General features: G+C 43.1%; 16 protein-coding genes. 8 read left to right on the top strand and 8 right to left on the bottom strand.

Annotation, left to right across the window (positions count from 1 at the left end):
* Positions 1–34: 34 nt before the first annotated feature.
* Complete coding sequence (locus J7545_RS04090) at positions 35–907, top strand: glycosyltransferase (RefSeq protein ID WP_318719187.1); 873 nt, start codon at positions 35–37, stop codon at positions 905–907.
* Here the strand turns inward: J7545_RS04090 and J7545_RS04085 are convergent.
* The gene (locus tag J7545_RS04085; protein WP_318719186.1) at positions 898–1,344 is read right to left on the bottom strand and encodes a hypothetical protein; all 447 of its coding nucleotides are present in this window, start codon (positions 1,342–1,344) and stop codon (positions 898–900) included. The two genes, J7545_RS04090 and J7545_RS04085, sit on opposite strands and share 10 nt — an antisense overlap.
* 23 nt (positions 1,345–1,367) lie before the next feature.
* A complete protein-coding gene (locus tag J7545_RS04080; protein WP_318719185.1) occupies positions 1,368–2,537 on the bottom strand; it encodes a DarT ssDNA thymidine ADP-ribosyltransferase family protein in 1,170 nt (389 codons plus the stop codon).
* 35 nt (positions 2,538–2,572) lie between these two features.
* Here J7545_RS04080 and J7545_RS04075 point away from each other — a divergent pair, with 35 nt between their 5' ends.
* Positions 2,573–3,646, top strand: coding sequence for a glycosyltransferase family 1 protein (locus tag J7545_RS04075; protein WP_318719184.1), 1,074 nt, complete (start codon positions 2,573–2,575; stop codon positions 3,644–3,646).
* 122 nt (positions 3,647–3,768) lie between these two features.
* Entirely contained in the window at positions 3,769–6,351 is a 2,583-nt protein-coding gene (locus J7545_RS04070; protein ID WP_318719183.1) for a PEP/pyruvate-binding domain-containing protein, read from the top strand.
* A 114-nt stretch (positions 6,352–6,465) separates the two neighbouring features.
* Here J7545_RS04070 and J7545_RS04065 read toward each other — a convergent pair whose 3' ends face one another.
* The 5 genes from J7545_RS04065 to J7545_RS04045 all read right to left on the bottom strand — a co-directional run bounded on the left by J7545_RS04065 (position 6,466) and on the right by J7545_RS04045 (position 11,279).
* A complete protein-coding gene (locus J7545_RS04065) occupies positions 6,466–7,527 on the bottom strand; it encodes a Fe(3+) ABC transporter substrate-binding protein (RefSeq protein ID WP_413038724.1) in 1,062 nt (353 codons plus the stop codon).
* Positions 7,528–7,835: 308 nt separating this feature from the next.
* Positions 7,836–8,231 (bottom strand): DNA sulfur modification protein DndE, encoded by a 396-nt coding sequence (gene dndE, locus J7545_RS04060; protein WP_318719181.1) that lies wholly within the window; start codon positions 8,229–8,231, stop codon positions 7,836–7,838.
* Positions 8,232–8,385: 154 nt separating this feature from the next.
* Positions 8,386–9,210, bottom strand: a complete 825-nt coding sequence (locus J7545_RS04055; RefSeq protein ID WP_318719180.1) for a DNA adenine methylase — start codon at positions 9,208–9,210, stop codon at positions 8,386–8,388.
* Positions 9,211–9,275: 65 nt separating this feature from the next.
* On the bottom strand, positions 9,276–9,902 hold the full coding sequence (gene rimM / locus J7545_RS04050; RefSeq protein WP_318719179.1) for a ribosome maturation factor RimM: 627 nt from the start codon (positions 9,900–9,902) through the stop codon (positions 9,276–9,278).
* Positions 9,903–9,995: 93 nt separating this feature from the next.
* Positions 9,996–11,279, bottom strand: a complete 1,284-nt coding sequence (locus J7545_RS04045; RefSeq protein WP_413038723.1) for a valine--pyruvate transaminase — start codon at positions 11,277–11,279, stop codon at positions 9,996–9,998.
* 104 nt (positions 11,280–11,383) lie between these two features.
* Here J7545_RS04045 and J7545_RS04040 point away from each other — a divergent pair, with 104 nt between their 5' ends.
* From J7545_RS04040 to J7545_RS04020, 5 genes are all read left to right on the top strand, one after another.
* Positions 11,384–12,178 (top strand): Tab2 family RNA-binding protein, encoded by a 795-nt coding sequence (locus tag J7545_RS04040; protein WP_318719177.1) that lies wholly within the window; start codon positions 11,384–11,386, stop codon positions 12,176–12,178.
* An 18-nt stretch (positions 12,179–12,196) separates the two neighbouring features.
* Positions 12,197–12,901 (top strand): Uma2 family endonuclease, encoded by a 705-nt coding sequence (locus J7545_RS04035; RefSeq protein ID WP_318719176.1) that lies wholly within the window; start codon positions 12,197–12,199, stop codon positions 12,899–12,901.
* A gap of 6 nt (positions 12,902–12,907) precedes the next feature.
* Positions 12,908–13,402, top strand: a complete 495-nt coding sequence (sixA, locus tag J7545_RS04030) for a phosphohistidine phosphatase SixA (RefSeq protein WP_318719175.1) — start codon at positions 12,908–12,910, stop codon at positions 13,400–13,402.
* Between the two features lie 84 nt (positions 13,403–13,486).
* The gene (locus J7545_RS04025; protein WP_318719174.1) at positions 13,487–13,936 is read left to right on the top strand and encodes a mechanosensitive ion channel family protein; all 450 of its coding nucleotides are present in this window, start codon (positions 13,487–13,489) and stop codon (positions 13,934–13,936) included.
* A gap of 402 nt (positions 13,937–14,338) precedes the next feature.
* Positions 14,339–15,781, top strand: a complete 1,443-nt coding sequence (locus tag J7545_RS04020; protein WP_318719173.1) for a sensor histidine kinase — start codon at positions 14,339–14,341, stop codon at positions 15,779–15,781.
* Here J7545_RS04020 and J7545_RS04015 read toward each other — a convergent pair.
* The gene (locus J7545_RS04015; protein ID WP_318719172.1) at positions 15,778–16,515 is read right to left on the bottom strand and encodes a hypothetical protein; all 738 of its coding nucleotides are present in this window, start codon (positions 16,513–16,515) and stop codon (positions 15,778–15,780) included. The two genes, J7545_RS04020 and J7545_RS04015, sit on opposite strands and share 4 nt — an antisense overlap.
* Positions 16,516–16,656 lie beyond the last annotated feature (141 nt).

Below are 16,656 nucleotides of genomic sequence, written 5' to 3'. Positions count from 1 at the left end.
GGCAAAATCTTGTTGATGCACCAATCAATTCAAAATGCTATATCTATTAATCATTAATTATTACTCTACAGACTTAATTCAATTACTCCTTAAGTCCATTCCAGCACCAGATTTAGCGAACCTGCATATCCTGATCGTCAACAATTCTCCAGACGATCTAACTCTTCAACCCCTAACCCCAATCTATCCCAACTTAACCCTGCTGAGTGCACCTGAAAACTTAGGCTTTGGAGGGGGTTGTAATTTAGGATTAAACTGGATTTATGAGCGCGATCCTCACAGCATTGTTTGGTTAATCAATCCGGATACTACCTTAGTTGATGCTGCCATTCCCTACATTCACACCTGCTTTGCAGAACATCCTCACTTAGCCATTTTAGGGACTCAAATTCAAGACAGCCAAGGAAATTCCTGGTTTACCCAAGGACAATTTAATCGATGGCTCGGATTGCTCCCCCATCAACGTCCCATTGCCTCCTCAGAAAACCCGCCTGCTAAAATTCTTCCCTCTCGCTGGGTATCCGGATGTAGCCTGATGCTCAATTTAGCCCAATTTGAATCTTGTCCCCAATTCGATACCCATTATTTTCTCTACTATGAAGACAATGATCTATGCGAGCGCTATTTCAAACAAGGCTATTCTATTGCCGTCACTCAGGCGATCTTAGTCATCCATCAAGTGTCTGCAACTAGCGATCGCAACCTCAAAGCGAAACTCCATCACGCTACCTTTAGCAAACTTTACTTCTTACAGCAACATGGAACCCCTCTAGCCTTGCTCTTAAACTTGGGCTATCTTAGTCTAAAAATTATCGCCGATTGGATTAAGCAAAATCCCGATAACTACCAAGGACGCTGGCAAGGGTTACAGCAATTTTTGCAAGCCAGAGTTTCTCATCAGAGTTGACGATCGATTTCAATGGCTTCATCAATCGCTGATTTTAAAGCTTGTGGTTCATCCGTGCCAATGCGAAAATAGGACTGAGAATTGAACTCAATTTCCACCGCATCTAACCCCGATATATTAAACATCCATCCCCTAGGAGTCAGGCGAATTCCCCATCCATAATACCAGGGGTTTTTGACAATCACTGTATTGGTGATATTGGACAAGGGAAAGCTTTTATGAATTAAACCCACTCCAAACGAACATTTAATCCGTTCTGAGGTAATGGTCACAGTTAATGTACTCAACAAAATGGTAAGTATTAAAATCCCGATCAAAACACTCGCTCCCACACCTAAAAAGCCTTTAGAGAGATAGAAAAATACCAGGGGCAAAAGAGCCGCTAAGAGAACAAGAATAATTGTCCCAATTTGAGTATGCTTGTATAAGAATTGCATGAAAATAACCTCATGAGTTATGATTAATGATTAAGTAAAAAGTCAGGAGTTAAGAATTTAGAATCGAGTGGCTCTTCGCGGGGTAAATAAATCGCCACAGGAATGCCAATATCAGATAAATAGTGGCACATCAAAGGGCCAACTTCTGACCATTGAAGTTTCCCTAATCCACAACCCAATGCAGGTAGGGCTAGAGATTTAATTCCTGCTTTGACGGCATTATCTTTAATCCAACTTAACCCCGCTTCAATATCTTCTATTCTAGAGTTTTGTCTCCAGTGTCGTTTCGTGGCAAACAGTAAAAACCATTTGACAGAATTCGGAGTGTTTAAGGGAGTCCCTAAATCAGCAAGCTCTTCATCCAATGAAGCTTCTCGTCTATAGAGACAAGGTATTGTAGCAGTTAGTTGTTTATTCTTACAAGCATCTTGATATCTTACATAAACATCAGGAAACTGGTATTTCGATCTAGAAGCTAATCCTTTACTCATCACTCCTTGTAAATTCACACTAATGGTCAGCGTATGCATAGTGGAAAAGAACAGATCTCCATCAACAAGAAAAACATGACTAGAGACACGGAATCTATTATTGGGCTGAAAAAATAAATTCCCTTCTTTTATGACTGGTATCTTACTTGTATAAATCAATAAACGAATCTTTTCTAGAACCTCATTTGTTGGCACAAAAATAGAATCAATTAGAGTGGGTTTAACTAGTTTAGGGATTAAACACTCAGACATGATAACTCGCTTCGATCCATCTGTATCTTTCCACCATTCTTTTTGAATTGTTTTCCAATTTTTTTCTAACCTTATCTGACCCTCACTTAAAGGGTAGAATTTAGTTTGGTTATGTGCTGCATTGCCATCAGCGATCGCAACTCCGGGTTCTTCCAAGACTTGGGGCTTGATAGAAATAATGGCAATATTCTTTATATACCCTTCTTTGATAACCCGATACATCATCGGATTTCGGGGTTGAAAGTAAAGATTTGCGTAACTCCATAAAGTTTGATCGTCTGATATTGATCGATGTTGGCGACGATTAACAATATCTGAATCATAAATAGGAGTGAATTGAATATGGGAATCCAAAAGTTCTTGATGAGACAATATACCGTTTTCTAAAATAGACGGTATATTGTTAATGTGAGTGATGTAATAGAGGTTTTTAATCTGGGGTTTAGTCATAACAAATTCCGTGAATATTTATCGTTCTCAATCTAATGAATGATCGTTTTTTAATTAACTTAGCTGTGCTAATGAACAAACCCACGGGAATTAGCACCTATACTCTGAATATTTTACCTTATCTGAGAGAGTTGAATCCAACCCTGTTAAGTGCCCGAAAGTTAGAGGGGTACTGCCATTATCCAATTCCTGGAGGACAAACGCCAGAACAAGGAGCAAAAGGTCATTTCAAACGGTTACTCTGGACTCAGTTTCGGTTACCTAAACTCTATCGCGAGCTGCAAGGGAGTTTACTGTTTTCTCCTCTACCCGAAGCGCCGTTATTTCAAGGGTGTCGGTTTGTTGTGATGGTTCACGATCTGATTCCCTTGCGGTTTCCGGAAAGGCGATCGCCCCTTACCCTATATTCCCAGTATTATCTGCCACAAGTTCTCAATCAAGCGACTCATATTATCTGTAATTCCCAGGCAACGGCAAATGATATCGTGGATTACTTTTCGATCAAAGCCGATCGCATCACTCCCATTTTACTCGGTTACGATCGGGATCGGTTTCAGCCCTTAAATTTACCTGTTTCTAATTATTTTCTCTATGTTGGTCGTCATGTGAATTATAAAAATCTGCATCGGGTGATTGAGGCATTTGCAAAGCTACCTCACGATCGAGAATACGAGTTGTGGTTAGTGGGACCGAGCGATCGCCGCTACACCCCCAGTTTAATCGCTCAAATTAACGAACTGGGAGTAACTGAGCAAGTGAAATTCCTTGACTATGTGTCATCAGAACAACTTCCTATCCTGATGAATCAGGCGATCGCCCTCATTTTCCCCAGTTTGTGGGAAGGCTTTGGTTTACCCGTCCTCGAAGCCATGGCTTGTGGAACTCCAGTCATTACCTCTAACTGCTCATCCCTTCCCGAAATTACCGCCGATGCCGCTATTTTAGTCGATCCCTACCAAGTACCAGAAATTACTGCTGCCATGGAAACCCTGATTCAAGAGCCTCAAGCACGAGAAGATCTCAGTCAAGCAAGTCTCAAAAGAGCAGCACAATTTAGTTGGTGTCATACTGGACAGGCTACTTGTGAAGTGCTACAAGCGTATCTTTAACCGCAAATACAAATTAAACCTCCCTCTAAGTAGTAGATTAAAATAATATTCGTATACTACAGTTCTTTCTACAAGTTTGAGTTGGCGATCGTCCATTTTTCTTCCCTATTTTCTCAAATCCTATGACTTACATCCTCACTGCTCAAAACACAACCCATTCTCAAGAATTAGGGGGTAAAGGCGCTGCCCTAGCCCAATTGCAAGCTCTTAATTTGCCTATTCCTGAGTGGTTTGTGGTGTCACCCAGTGCATTTTACGAGTGTTTAATGGAGGAACAACAGGAAGCTTTGGCAACGGGCACTATTTCTGATGATATTGCAGCATTGCACTTAAATCATAAGGTAAAAGAGGAATTAGCACAAGCCCTAACTATTCTCTCTCCCCATGGGGAAAAGGTGGCAGTACGCTCTTCGGCGGTGGATGAGGATGGGGCAGACTATTCCTTTGCGGGACAATTGGAGAGCTTTCTATTTGTGTCTGTGGAGGAGGTGACTGACCGAGTGGTCAAAGTTTGGCGCTCTGGATTTAGCGATCGCCTCTTAGCCTACCGTCAGCAACATCATTTGGGCAACCCCAAACCCCCAGCCGTCCTCGTTCAGCGCATGGTCAATGCCGAGGTTGCCGGAGTCGCCTTTGGAGCCGATCCCGTCACCGGTCAACGAGGGGTTACGGTGATTAGCGCAGTTTCAGGAGTTGGGGATGCTTTAGTTTCGGGGGAAGTCGATGGGCAAACCTATCGTATCAATCGCCAAAAAACAGTCATTTCTGCTCCAGAAGATCAGCCCTTGTTAGAGGCAGACACGATCGACCAAATTACTGACTTAGTCTATCAAGTCGGAGCGCATTTTGGTCGTCCCCAGGATATAGAATGGGCGGTGGAAAATAATCGAGTCTATTTGCTCCAAGCACGACCAATTACCGGATTAGCCAAACTACCCGATCCTGATGGTCAATTGAATCTTTGGGACAATAGCAATATCTCCGAAAGCTATAGTGGAGTTACCACCCCCTTAACCTTTTCCTTTGCTCGTCGCGCTTATGAGGAAGTGTACCGGCAATTTTGTCTGTTAATGGGTGTGGATAGAACAGTGGTGGAAAATAATTCCCAAACGTTTAATCGCATGATTGGATTACTACAAGGACGCGTTTACTATAATCTCCTGAGTTGGTACAAGGTTTTGTCTCTGTTGCCTGGGTTTCAAGTCAATCGCCGGTTTATGGAGCAGATGATGGGTGTAAAAGAACCTATTTCAGATGAAATTTTAGAGTCTATCGGCATTCAAGTGAGTCAAAAAACAGCGCTCTCGGTGCAGATAATGGATAGCCTGCGCTTATTGCGAACTGTTGCTGGCTTAGGACTCAACTTTATTTTATTACAGTCTAAGATCAAGGGATTTTATCAGCGATTGGCACAAGGGTTAGGACAGAAGTTTAAGGGATTGGAACTTCAGGATTTACGTGCTGATGAATTAGTGGCTCATTACCGGGATCTAGAACGGCAGTTATTACGCAGTTGGGACGCACCGTTGATTAATGATTTCTTTGCGATGATTTTCTATGGTGTTTTGCAAAAGTTGGCTCAATCTTGGTGCAACGAGAGTACGGGGACGTTGCAAAATGATTTAATTAGTGGTGAAGGGGGTATGATTAGCGCAGAACCAGCGATACGGGTGAAAGAATTAGCGCGTTTAGTCGCTAAAGATGAGAGACTAACTCAAGTTTTCTGTGAGGGAGAATTGGGCGCGATTTTGTCCCATTTGAAAAATATCCCAGAGGTAGAGCAAAAGTATGAAGCATATTTGCACAAATTTGGCGATCGCTGTTTGGGAGAGCTGAAACTAGAAAGTCCCACTCTATTCGATAATCCTCTACCCCTTTTGCGCTCAGTGGGTCAACTGGCAAAATCCGGGCAATTCCAAGATTCTGCTTCAGTTTCGGCGGACTTGCGCCAAGCAGCGGAGGTGAAAGTTAGTCAAACTTTGGGACACTTTGGTTTAAAACGCTGGCTGTTTGATTGGGTGTTGTATAATGCTAGGGAGCGAGTGCGCGATCGCGAAAATCTCCGCTTTGAACGAACTCGCTTATTTGGCCATGTGCGCCGCATTTTTGTCGAACTTGGTAAGCGCTTCGTTGCGCTCGATCTCCTCCAGGACGATCGCGATATCTTTTATCTGGAAGTCAACGAGATTTTAGGATTTGTGGAAGGGACGAATACTTGTACCCATTTGCAAGGTTTGGTAGAATTGAGAAAGGCGGAGTTTGCAGAATATCAGCAGAATTCTGAGATTGGCGATCGCTTTGAAACCCGTGGCATTGTCTATCAAGGCAATCGTTTCCAGGAAAACCACGCTTCTGTCACACCCTCCGATAACTCCGACTCTACTCTGCAAGGCTTAGGCTGTTGTCCTGGCATTGTCGAAGCGCAAGTAAAAGTAATTACCAATCCAGAAAACGCCATCCTAGAACCCGGTAGAATCCTGGTTGCCGAACGTACAGATCCCGGTTGGATTATGTTATTTCCTGCCGCATCTGGAGTATTAGTCGAACGGGGTAGCTTACTCTCCCATTCTGCCATTGTTGCTAGAGAAATGGGTATTCCCGCCATTGTTTCAATTCCCGGAGTTACCCGTTTTTTGCAAGATGGAGATTGGGTAAAAATGGATGGCAGTACAGGAAGGGTGGAGCGCATTCAGCCTTCTTCTTAGAGGTGAATCAAGTAGGGTGCATTAATAAACTACCCTACTTGCTTGTTATCGCGACTCTCTTTTCTATCAAGTACAGCTTGAAGCCTTAGCTCCTAAGCAATGCAAGCTATACCACTATTTCCAACCGGCTCGATCCATTAATTTTAAGGCTTCTGCATTATTCTTACCGAAGACATCGGGGTTGAGAGGATCGGCTTTAAAGCTACCAAACCCTTGCAGCACAGAATCAAGGGGAACACCAGCAACCACAGGATACTCGTTATTTCCTTCCGCGAAAAACTGTTGAGCTTGACGCTCTGCGAGATGTTCCAAAAATTCGATCGCTGCTTGTTGATTTTTGGCGTGTTTCACAACACCACCGCCACTAATATTAACATGGGTTCCCCGACCATTGGGGCCGGTTTGGTTAGGGAAGAAGATGCCTACAGTATTAAAGACTTGTTGATCTTCCCGCGCGCTTGATTTACCTAAACGAGCGAGATAGTAGCTATTGGCGATCGCAATATCACCGACTCCGGCAGCACAAGCTTTAATTTGGGCGGTATCGTTGCCTTCTGGCGATCGGGCAAAGTTAGAAACCATACCTCTGGACCAAGCTAGGATTTGATCTTCACCATGGGCTGCTAATAAGGAACCGACCAGAGATTGGTTGTAAATATTGCTCGAACTTCTAATTAAAATTTTCCCTTTCCATTTTGAATCGGCTAAATCCTCATAGGTAGAGAGTTGAGATTTACTCACCTTATTCTTATTATACATAATCACCCTAGCTCGCTTCGAGAAGGCAAACCAATAGCCTTGGGGATCTCTGAGATTATTGGGGATTTTCTGGTTCAGGGTCGAAGAGTTAACTGATTGTAGGATACCATCTTGTTTGGCTCGCCACAGGTTACCCCCATCAACGGTTAGTAAAACATCGGCTCTGGTATTTGCCCCTTCGCTTTTAACTCGTTCGATGAGTTGTTCTGCCTTGCCTTCAATCAGATTAACTTTAACTCCCGTCGCACGGGAAAAGCTCTCGTAAAGTTCATCATCGGTGTCGTAGTGACGGGAGGAATAGAGGTTTAAGCTGGTTCGTTGGGCGATCGCCGGTCCTCTACTAATTATATTCTTACTCGCAACCGCTGCGATTCCTGTTCCTGCTGCGAGAATAAAGTGTCGTCGATTCAATCTCATGGTCATCCTGTCGTTTCCTTTAGGAAAAGTTACTAAAAATTAATTTATAAGATATTGTACAACTAATGAGAGGAATTCCTAATTAATTTTTATTTTAAGTTTTGTAAAGATCCAGTGCCAACTTAGACAGGGGAATTGGTACACGATCTAGCTTTTTTTGTCAACTTAGATTTAATCAGAATCTTATCTTAATGTCTGGGACTGGATAATCTGAACTAATCCAGAAAAATTATCAATAAGTAGACTGGAAGGTGTTTCCAGTTTATTGCAGAACTCTTGCAATAACTGAGTCCCAGCCGTGCGATCGCTCACTCAAGGCTAGAGCGATCGCACAACCGGATTAAATCTTCAATCTTCTTCAGATTCGGATCGCCCGCCAAATAGCCAATTCCCCGATGGATATGACGGCGACATTGAAGTGCCAGAGTTTCCGGATCGGTGCCGAGTCCATCATTAACGCAGCGTTGTTTGAGGGCGATCGCTAAAACCTCCGCCAACTCCCCACCAAAAACCCGCCAAGACAGCTCCACATTACTATCACGGGGAATGGGAACCGGAGACGGGATCGACGGTTCCGCCAAAGAACGACAAAACGCCCAACGACACAGAATATTCCACTGTTCAATTTTCGTATACCGTTTCAGTTTCGTTAGCTGATCCTTCGCCGTCTGCGACAGTTGAATTCGTTCGAGAGGTGCATTCATAGGAATTAGGGAATAGGAATTAGGGAATAGGGAATAGGGAATGGGGAATGGGGAATGGGGAATAGGGAATGGGGAATGGGGAATAGGGAATGGGGAATGGGGAATAGGGAATGGGGAATAGGGAATAGGGACTACTGTTCTATCCTACAGAAGATTAGATAGAGAGATTGGGAGTATTAGTAATAAACAACTCCTTCCCTTTCGCGGCTGAAGCTTGTTTATAATTATTCATCCCATATTGCAATTCCCACTCGAAAACTTGGGCAAATTCAAAATTTTTGCGAATTTCTAGGGAATTATCATAGGTAATCAACCAGCGATGAGAACAAGCTTGCATCTCTTGGGCAAAGCGCTGATGCTCAAAGCTGGTATGGAGATTACCATCTTTGCCATATAACTTAGAACCTGTGGCAACCAAATAGGGCGGATCTAAGAAAATAAAAACCCATTTACCATGCGGTTTTAGCACTTCACTATAGTCAAGATTGGTGATTTTCACATCTTGCAACACAGGCGCTAACTTAGCCAAACGATCGATCGAAGAATCCGTAAACCGTCTTAAAAATGCTTGCTGAGAAAACCCACCGGATTCCACAGTTCCGGAAAAACTAATCCGGTTGAGGACAAAAAAACGAACCGCCCGCTCTAATTCTGATAAGTCTTCTACGTTAACTTGCAAATACGCCCGAAATAACCCTTTCCCATCGGTACAACTTCCCTTAACGTTCCGTACCTCTGAGACTAATCGATCTAAATCCGATTGCGCGACTTTCCAAAAGAGAAACAATTCCGGATTCAAGTCATTAATCCAAATTTTTAAGCTTGGATACGTTTGCTTGAGATAAATAAACAAAGCTCCCCCACCAACAAACGGTTCTCGATATTCCCAGTTTTCGTTAAATTCCTTGGGCAGATGTTGAATGATTTTTTTGATGGCTCTTGCTTTACCACCGGGATAGCGTAGGGGGCTTTTAATCATTATCGATACTATAGGATTGAGGGATCGGGTTTAAAAATCATTTGAAATCGCTATAGAACAATTGCCTATTCAATTAATCCTTCAGGAGGAGTGATTTCTATCTTCCCCTTCTCTAGATCAACCACAGGTACAATCTCTTTCACAAACGGAATTAAAACCGTTTTTGGTCGATTAGTTTGGCGGCGCGGCTTCTTGATTTTACTTTTGCGACTGGGAATGGGTTTAGGAGACACTTCAGACTCTTCTGGATCGGCTGCGTCTTTCTGATTTAGTAATTTGATTTCCAGTAGGTCATTTCCTGCGGTAATGAGATCGATCACCACTCCTAAGTTTTCTCCGGTTTCCTGTATCCAAACGTCTAAACCGAGCAAATCTTGGACATGATATTCATTATCTTCTAATTGGGGGCGATCGCTCACCGGAACGAAAAGTTTAGCTTTTTTCAAGGCTTCCGCGCGATCGCGAGTGTCTATTCCATCGAAGGTTAGCACATAGAGTCCTTTGCCCGGAATTAAGCGCCCGTCCAATAACTCTATCGGTTGAGGTATCTTTTCACCCAACCGTTGTATCCAGCGCATTCCTGGTTCTAAAAACCGCTCGGGAAAATCGGAATCGGGATAAACCCGCACTTGCCCATCTAATCCTTGAGCAGCAACAATATGACCAATTTCAATCCACTCATTTTGACTCATAAACTTTATAGCGCTTCGCGCTAGGGAATAGGGAATAGGGAATAGGGAATAGCAAACACGTAGTTTTACCAATTCCCATTACCCATAACCCAATTAACGAGATACCGCAGTTTGCAAATAAGTTGCTTCTACGACTTGGGCTAGTCTGCTCATGGCAGTCGAGATCTCTTCATCCGTTGCCGTTAGACTAATGCGAATACATTGATGTTTATGAACCCATTCTTCTTGCAAGCCAGGGAAAAATGTACTTCCTGGAACCACAATTATGCCAACTTTTTTCAGACTTTGGTAGAGTTCCCAATCAGTAATCGGTAAATCACGCAACCATAACCAAGCAAAAATTGCTCCTTCTCCCTTATGTAAAAACCAAGGTAGACTATTGGGCATAGCCTCGGTTAAACTGGCTTCCAATTGGGCGAATTTACCTTGATAATGGGGACGAATGACAGTTTCTGACAAATTTGCCAATTGACCCGATTGAATAGCTCTAGCGGCGATCGCCTGACCATAGCGAGAAGAGTGAATACACAAATTGGTCTGGAAGGCTTCTAAAATACTTATCAGATCTGGATCGCCAATGGCAACTCCAATGCGTTCGCCCGGTAATCCAGCCTTCGATAAACTCATGCAATGGAGTAAATTGCCGCCAAATTGAGGAGTCATTTCGGTAAAATTCAAGGCGGGGAAAGGCGGCCCGTAGGCAGAATCAATCAGCACAGGTACATTATATTCTGAGGCTAACCCACTGATTTTCTTCACTTCCTCATCCGTGAGAACATTACCTGTCGGATTACAGGGACGGGAAAAAATAAAACATCCCGTATCTTCCGTAATTCTCAACTGACTAAAATCGGGGCGATACTTAAACCGATGATTGCCTTCCTCAATATCTAACTTGGGTTTATAGGCTTTGAGAGCTTCCGGCGTTAAACAGACTCCACCATAACCGGTATATTCAGGACTTAGGGGTAAAACCACCTGTTTGAGTTTTCCCTCAGAAGTATAGCCCCCAAAGGCATTAGCGGCATAAAAATAAACCGACTGAGAGCCTGGAGTAATTAAAACGTTGCGATCGCTCAAATTCAAGCCGTAGCGTTGATTGAAATCAGTCACCACCGCATCAATCAACGGTTGATAGCCTTGGGAAGATCCATACCGACAGACAACTTCCCCATATTCAGGACTTGCGAGTAAATCAGCCGTACATTCGCGCCACACCTGTTCCACTGGTGGTAAAATTACGGGATTCCCCGCACTCAAATTAATAAATTGCTGCCCTCCTCCAGCACGCAACGTTTCGATAATATCTTTCATAATGGCTCGCACTCCACTCAAGCGAGACATCTGAGTACCAAATTGAGTTAGGGCAGGTTCCATAAGCACTTCTAGAAATCCTTGGGTTAGCATACGATCTAAGATGACATGATTTTTCCCAAACGGAATCTCCTGTAAAGAAAACATAACGATTTGGATAGATTCCTATGCAGACTTGGCAAGTCGATTGTTATCGCCGCCCTTCAGAAACCAACACCCAGGAAATACTCTGGGAGTTATGGATTTGTGAACCGTCCCCTGGAACGTTTCGCTATCGTGCCCTTTGTCCTCAGTCACAAGTTAGTCGTGATTGGTTATTGAGTGAATTTGGGCAATTTGCAGCGCTTCCGGATGAGCTACACGTTTTCCGTCCCCAAACCCTCCATCTACTCGAACCTGTCGCTCAAACCCTGGGTATTCCAGTCATTCCCATCCGACGTACCCCCACCCTGAAACAGTGGATCGTTGATGAGTTAAAGCATCCTATTCGCTTAGATCGCCCTCCTCCGCTGCCCTTACCCGAGGAATTATGGGGCGATCGCTGGCGGTTTGCGACAGTTAGCGCTCAAGATTTACTTCAAGGAATTGGCGATCGCCCCATTCCCATTAAATCCCTACCCGAAGACCTTTGGCCGATTAATCTGGGTATTCCCTCCACGCTTCCTATTCCCGGAGTCGTTATTGATGGCGATCGCCAATCTTTACAATTAGCCCAATGGTTTGCTGAGGCTAACCCTATCAGTCTTAACTTTATTCCCGGTCAACCGGATGGTCTCATTCTCGAATCCGGATTGAGCGATCGGTGGATTATTACCACCTTTGAAGATAGCGAAGTTCGCCAAGCCGGTCATCAATACGAACAAAAAAAACAACAAAGTAAAGGGCTGCATTTTCTTCTCATTCAACCCGATAATTCTGGCATAACCTACACTGGGTTATGGTTACTCCAACCTGAAAACTAATGAAAAATTTTAATCTCTATGACTTCCCTCATTACATCCTCAACTTCTCCATCAACCTCCATTCTTTACCCTAGTGCCGACGGTGAACCCATGGCTGAAACTTACGATCGTCTCGATGCAATTCTAACTACTCTTGAAGTGCTAAAAAATCATCTTGCCGGTCAACAAGTCACCGTCCTCGCTGACCAATTTCTCTACTATTCCCAAGGATTTCCCCGGCTTCGCACCGCTCCTGATATCATGGTCATCTTTGACGGTGAGCCAGGCGGCCGAGATAACTATAAAATCTGGGAAGAAGGAGAAGTCCCCAAAGTAATCTTTGAGATGACCTCAGAAAGTACTAAAGATCGCGATCTGAGCTTCAAAAAAGACCTCTATGAACAACTCGAAGTAGAAGAATATTGGCTCTTTGACCCCAAAGGAGAATGGATTGAAGGACAATTACAAGGATATCGTTTAGTGACAGGGACATATCAACTGATTACCGATAGCCTTAGCCAAGCCCTAAACTTGCGGCTGCTGCCTGAAGGAAAGCTCATTGGATTTTATCGGCAAGATACAGGAGAAAAGCTATTAATTTCCTCTGAGTTAAGGGCTGCGTTGAAAGCAGAATCTCAAGCTAGACAAGAAGCCATAGAGCAAGCTGAACAAGAACGGCAACGAGCTGAAGAATTACAAGCCCTCTTAAACCGTTATCAAGAAAAGTTTGGAAATCTGGAATAAAAAATTATGACTAACCTTTACTTAATCCGTCATGGTATAGCGGCTAATCGAGACGATTATACCCAAGACGATCGCCAGCGCCCCTTAACCCCAGAGGGTATCAAGAAAACCACTAAAGTTGCCCAACGCTTGCAGGAATTAGGGATTACATTTGATTTGATTCTCACCAGTCCCCTTATCCGGGCTAAACAAACAGCGGAAATTTTGCAAACTGTGGGACTGAGTAAGGACGTAAAAACATCATCCCATTTAGCCCCTGAAGGCGATCTTTTATCCTGGTGGGAGGAGGGGAAAACATGGCGTAACTATGAACAGTTAGCCTTAGTCGGGCATGAACCGAATCTTGGATATTGGGCGGAGTCTTTGGTTTGGGGAGAAGTAAAATCACGTCTGATTGTCAAAAAAGCCGGTATTATCGGCATTGCTTTACCGGATGTGGGTTCTCCTGTGGGACACAGTGACCTATTTTGGCTCACCCCTCCCCGATTTATACTGAATTAATGTTGGGTAATGGGGAATCTCCGGGTTTTCCAAGCCCATAGCGGTATACAATAATGAGTGAAAGTTCAGGGTTCCCTCATCCCGATGAATGTATTATTTCAAGAAATCAAACAAAGTATCCTGAATCTGGTAGGGGCTGGAATTGAGGCGCTTCCAAGGATTTTAGTGGCGATCGCCTTTTCGATGTTTACCTCTTGGGCTGCTAAGTTTGCCCGCAAGCCGGCCACTCGCGTCACAGATATGACAATCAAAAATCAGTCGCTGCGCTCTCTATTAATTCAATTGAGTTCTGTAGCGGCTTGGGTTGTGGGAATTCTAATCTCTAGCGCGATCGCCTTTGGGGATAGCTCCATTGACTTAAAAGTACGCTATTGGACAATTCCCAATCAACGAGAAGTCTGCCGCATTCAAACTCGGGTGATGTTAGCCTTAAAAAATGCCTGTGATGGTGCAGAAATTAATATCCCCTATCCCATTCGCACTGTCTATCATTACAATCAAGAACACTTTAATGATACTTATCCCCAGGCTTGAAATCCGGCTTCCTTACCATCAAGTCAGTACGATCCAAATAGGAGGTAATATCCGGAACAAATATATAGGATTTCTCTTTTCTATAGAGTACAGCTTAGAACCTTAGCCCCTAAGCAATACAGGCTACTCCCCAGCGGGAAGTACTCCATCAAATCCTTAACTATTTAATCTTTATTGGTATTAAGGATTCTATTGAACAGATCCTTCAAGCAAAATGAGAAAAACACACTATGATAAAGAAGGGTGTGAAATTTGAATAGAGCCTTAATCTTTTCATTATCAGTTGGTGCATGAATCTAAATACATATTCAGTCAACATAAAGTCCTCTAATTTTGATTAGCGCTCCCATGCAGTTTATTATGAATAATACTTTGTCTAATAGAGCTAATAGAGAAAGACCAATGACACTGACTTGGAATCAAGCAGGTCAAGATGTCCGTTGTAATTTATCCTCCGATCGCCTCATCTATTATCGCTTACTCACAGAGGCGATCTCCAAAATTCGCTCATCTCTGGATTTAGACACCATTTTGAATACTACAGTTCTGCAACTACGTGAGGTTCTCAACACTGACCGAGCAGCAATTTTTCAATTTAACTCTGATTTAGCTTGGCATGGTGAAGTGATTTGCGAGTATTTACGATCTCCCTGGAAACCGGCCACCTCCATTCAGGTGTACGATCATTGTTTTGGAGAGCAATTTGCGGCTGAATACCTCAAAGGTCGTATTAGTGCTATTCCAGATATTTATGCCCCCCACATTAGTGATTGTCACCGAGAAATTCTAGCTCAATTTCAAGTTAGAGCAAATTTGGTAGCTCCCTTGGTTAAGGGAAATGAACTGTGGGGATTGCTCTGCATTCACGAATGTGGTCAATCTAGGGTTTGGACTGAGACTGAAATAGAATTTGTCAGTCAAATTAGTCAGCAATTGGGAGTAGCTATTCAACAGGCTAGTTTACTTGAAAAAACGAAAAAGCAAGCCCAAGAATTGAGGCAAACTTTGGATCGGTTACAACGCACCCAAGCGCAAATGATTCAAAATGAAAAAATGGTTAGTTTGGGAAATTTAGTGGCTGGAGTTGCCCATGAAATCAATAATCCTGTCAGTTTTATTTATGGGAATTTAGGCTATATTCAAGAACATGCCACGGATTTATTAGAACTTCTGAACGATTATCAACAGACTTATCCCGATCCAGTGGCTGAACTACAAGAGTCCTTAGAAGATAAGGATGTGGAGTTTATTCAGGAAGATCTACAGAAAATCTTGACATCCATGAAGTCAGGAACTGAGAGAATCAAGGGAATTGTGGCCTCCTTACGCAATTTTTCCCGCATGGATGAGGCTCAGATGAAGTCTGTCGATATTCATGAGGGAATAGATAGCACTCTGGTGATTTTAAATCACCGTCTAGAAGGGAAAGAAAATCGTCCTGAAATACCGATTTTTAAAGACTATGGTGATTTACCTTTAATTGATTGTTATCCAGCACAATTAAATCAGGTATTCATGTATCTTCTGAGTAATGCAATTGATGCGTTAGATGAGAAAATAGGAAACGATCGTTACATTAAGATTAAAACAGAAATTGAAGGGGCAAACGTGAGAATTTCTATTGCTGATAATGGGAATGGAATTCCAGAGTCTATCCGCTCTCAAGTGTTCGATCCTTTTTTCACCACTAAACCACCGGGTAAAGGGACAGGTTTAGGGTTATCTATCTGTTATACAATTGTTGTAGAAAAACATCAAGGGCGACTCTGGTATGATTCATCTCCAGGAGAGGGTACTCGGTTTACCATTGAGTTACAACCGGAGTTAAGTAACGATCCAGATTAAGGGTTAAGCTTGCGTTGCGTATTATCAATCGCTTTGAGGGCGTAGGAGTCCCCAGGACGGTGTTCGAGGGCGGTTTGAAAGTATTCGAGGGCGATCGCATAGTCTTGGCGATCGAATGCTTGATATCCAGCATTCATGAGCTGGGTATAGCTGCCTTGTTGAATGCGCTGTTGGGTATTTTCAACCGCTTTTTTGGCGTAAGTATTATCAGGTTGCTCTTTTAAGGCTTGTTCAAAATTAATCAGTGCAGTGTGATAATCCTCTAGATCGAAGGCATGATACCCCACTTCCATATAGCGCTTAAACTGAGAGCGCGAACCATAGGATCTTAAAGAAATTGAGGGTTCATAGGGAGGTTGTGTTTCAGGAGATACTTCGACTGATAGGGCAGTTTGTTTGGGATAGTTGAGCCTCACTTGAGTCACAGAAGTTTCCGATTTTTCTTTTGGAGTCCAGTGAGCAATAATGTTTTGGAAGCTCCAATTTTGCAGGATCGCAAGAATCGCACTAATTCCCATGAAGATTATGCCCACCAGTTGAGAGAAGAGGCTCATCTTAACCGACCGTTTATTCCATTTTATACTAATAAATAGAAGCGCACCAATAAAGGGTAAAAATAGATAGGAGATTCCCCAAAAAATGCTTTCTCCAAAGGAAATCACTAGAGTCCAAATTGCCCCAAATCCAGCTAAACCTAGCCCAATGAGAAATAAACTAATGACCCAAATTTCCATGAATCTATTGACCTTGTTGGTAGTGTCACCCTAGGGGTAAGACTCTTGTAGTCTCTGACCGATAAAGGGTTGAACCCCTTGTGTGTGTTTCCCTCTAGTTATAACATGTGGCTATTCAAATGAAACATGGCTCTAAACCGA

It is taken from the genome of Roseofilum sp. SBFL (genome assembly GCF_017746885.1).
In the GTDB taxonomy this organism is placed as follows: domain Bacteria; phylum Cyanobacteriota; class Cyanobacteriia; order Cyanobacteriales; family Desertifilaceae; genus Roseofilum.
Note: the sequence above shows the minus strand (reverse complement) of the source record. Positions and strands in the feature narration are given on the sequence as shown.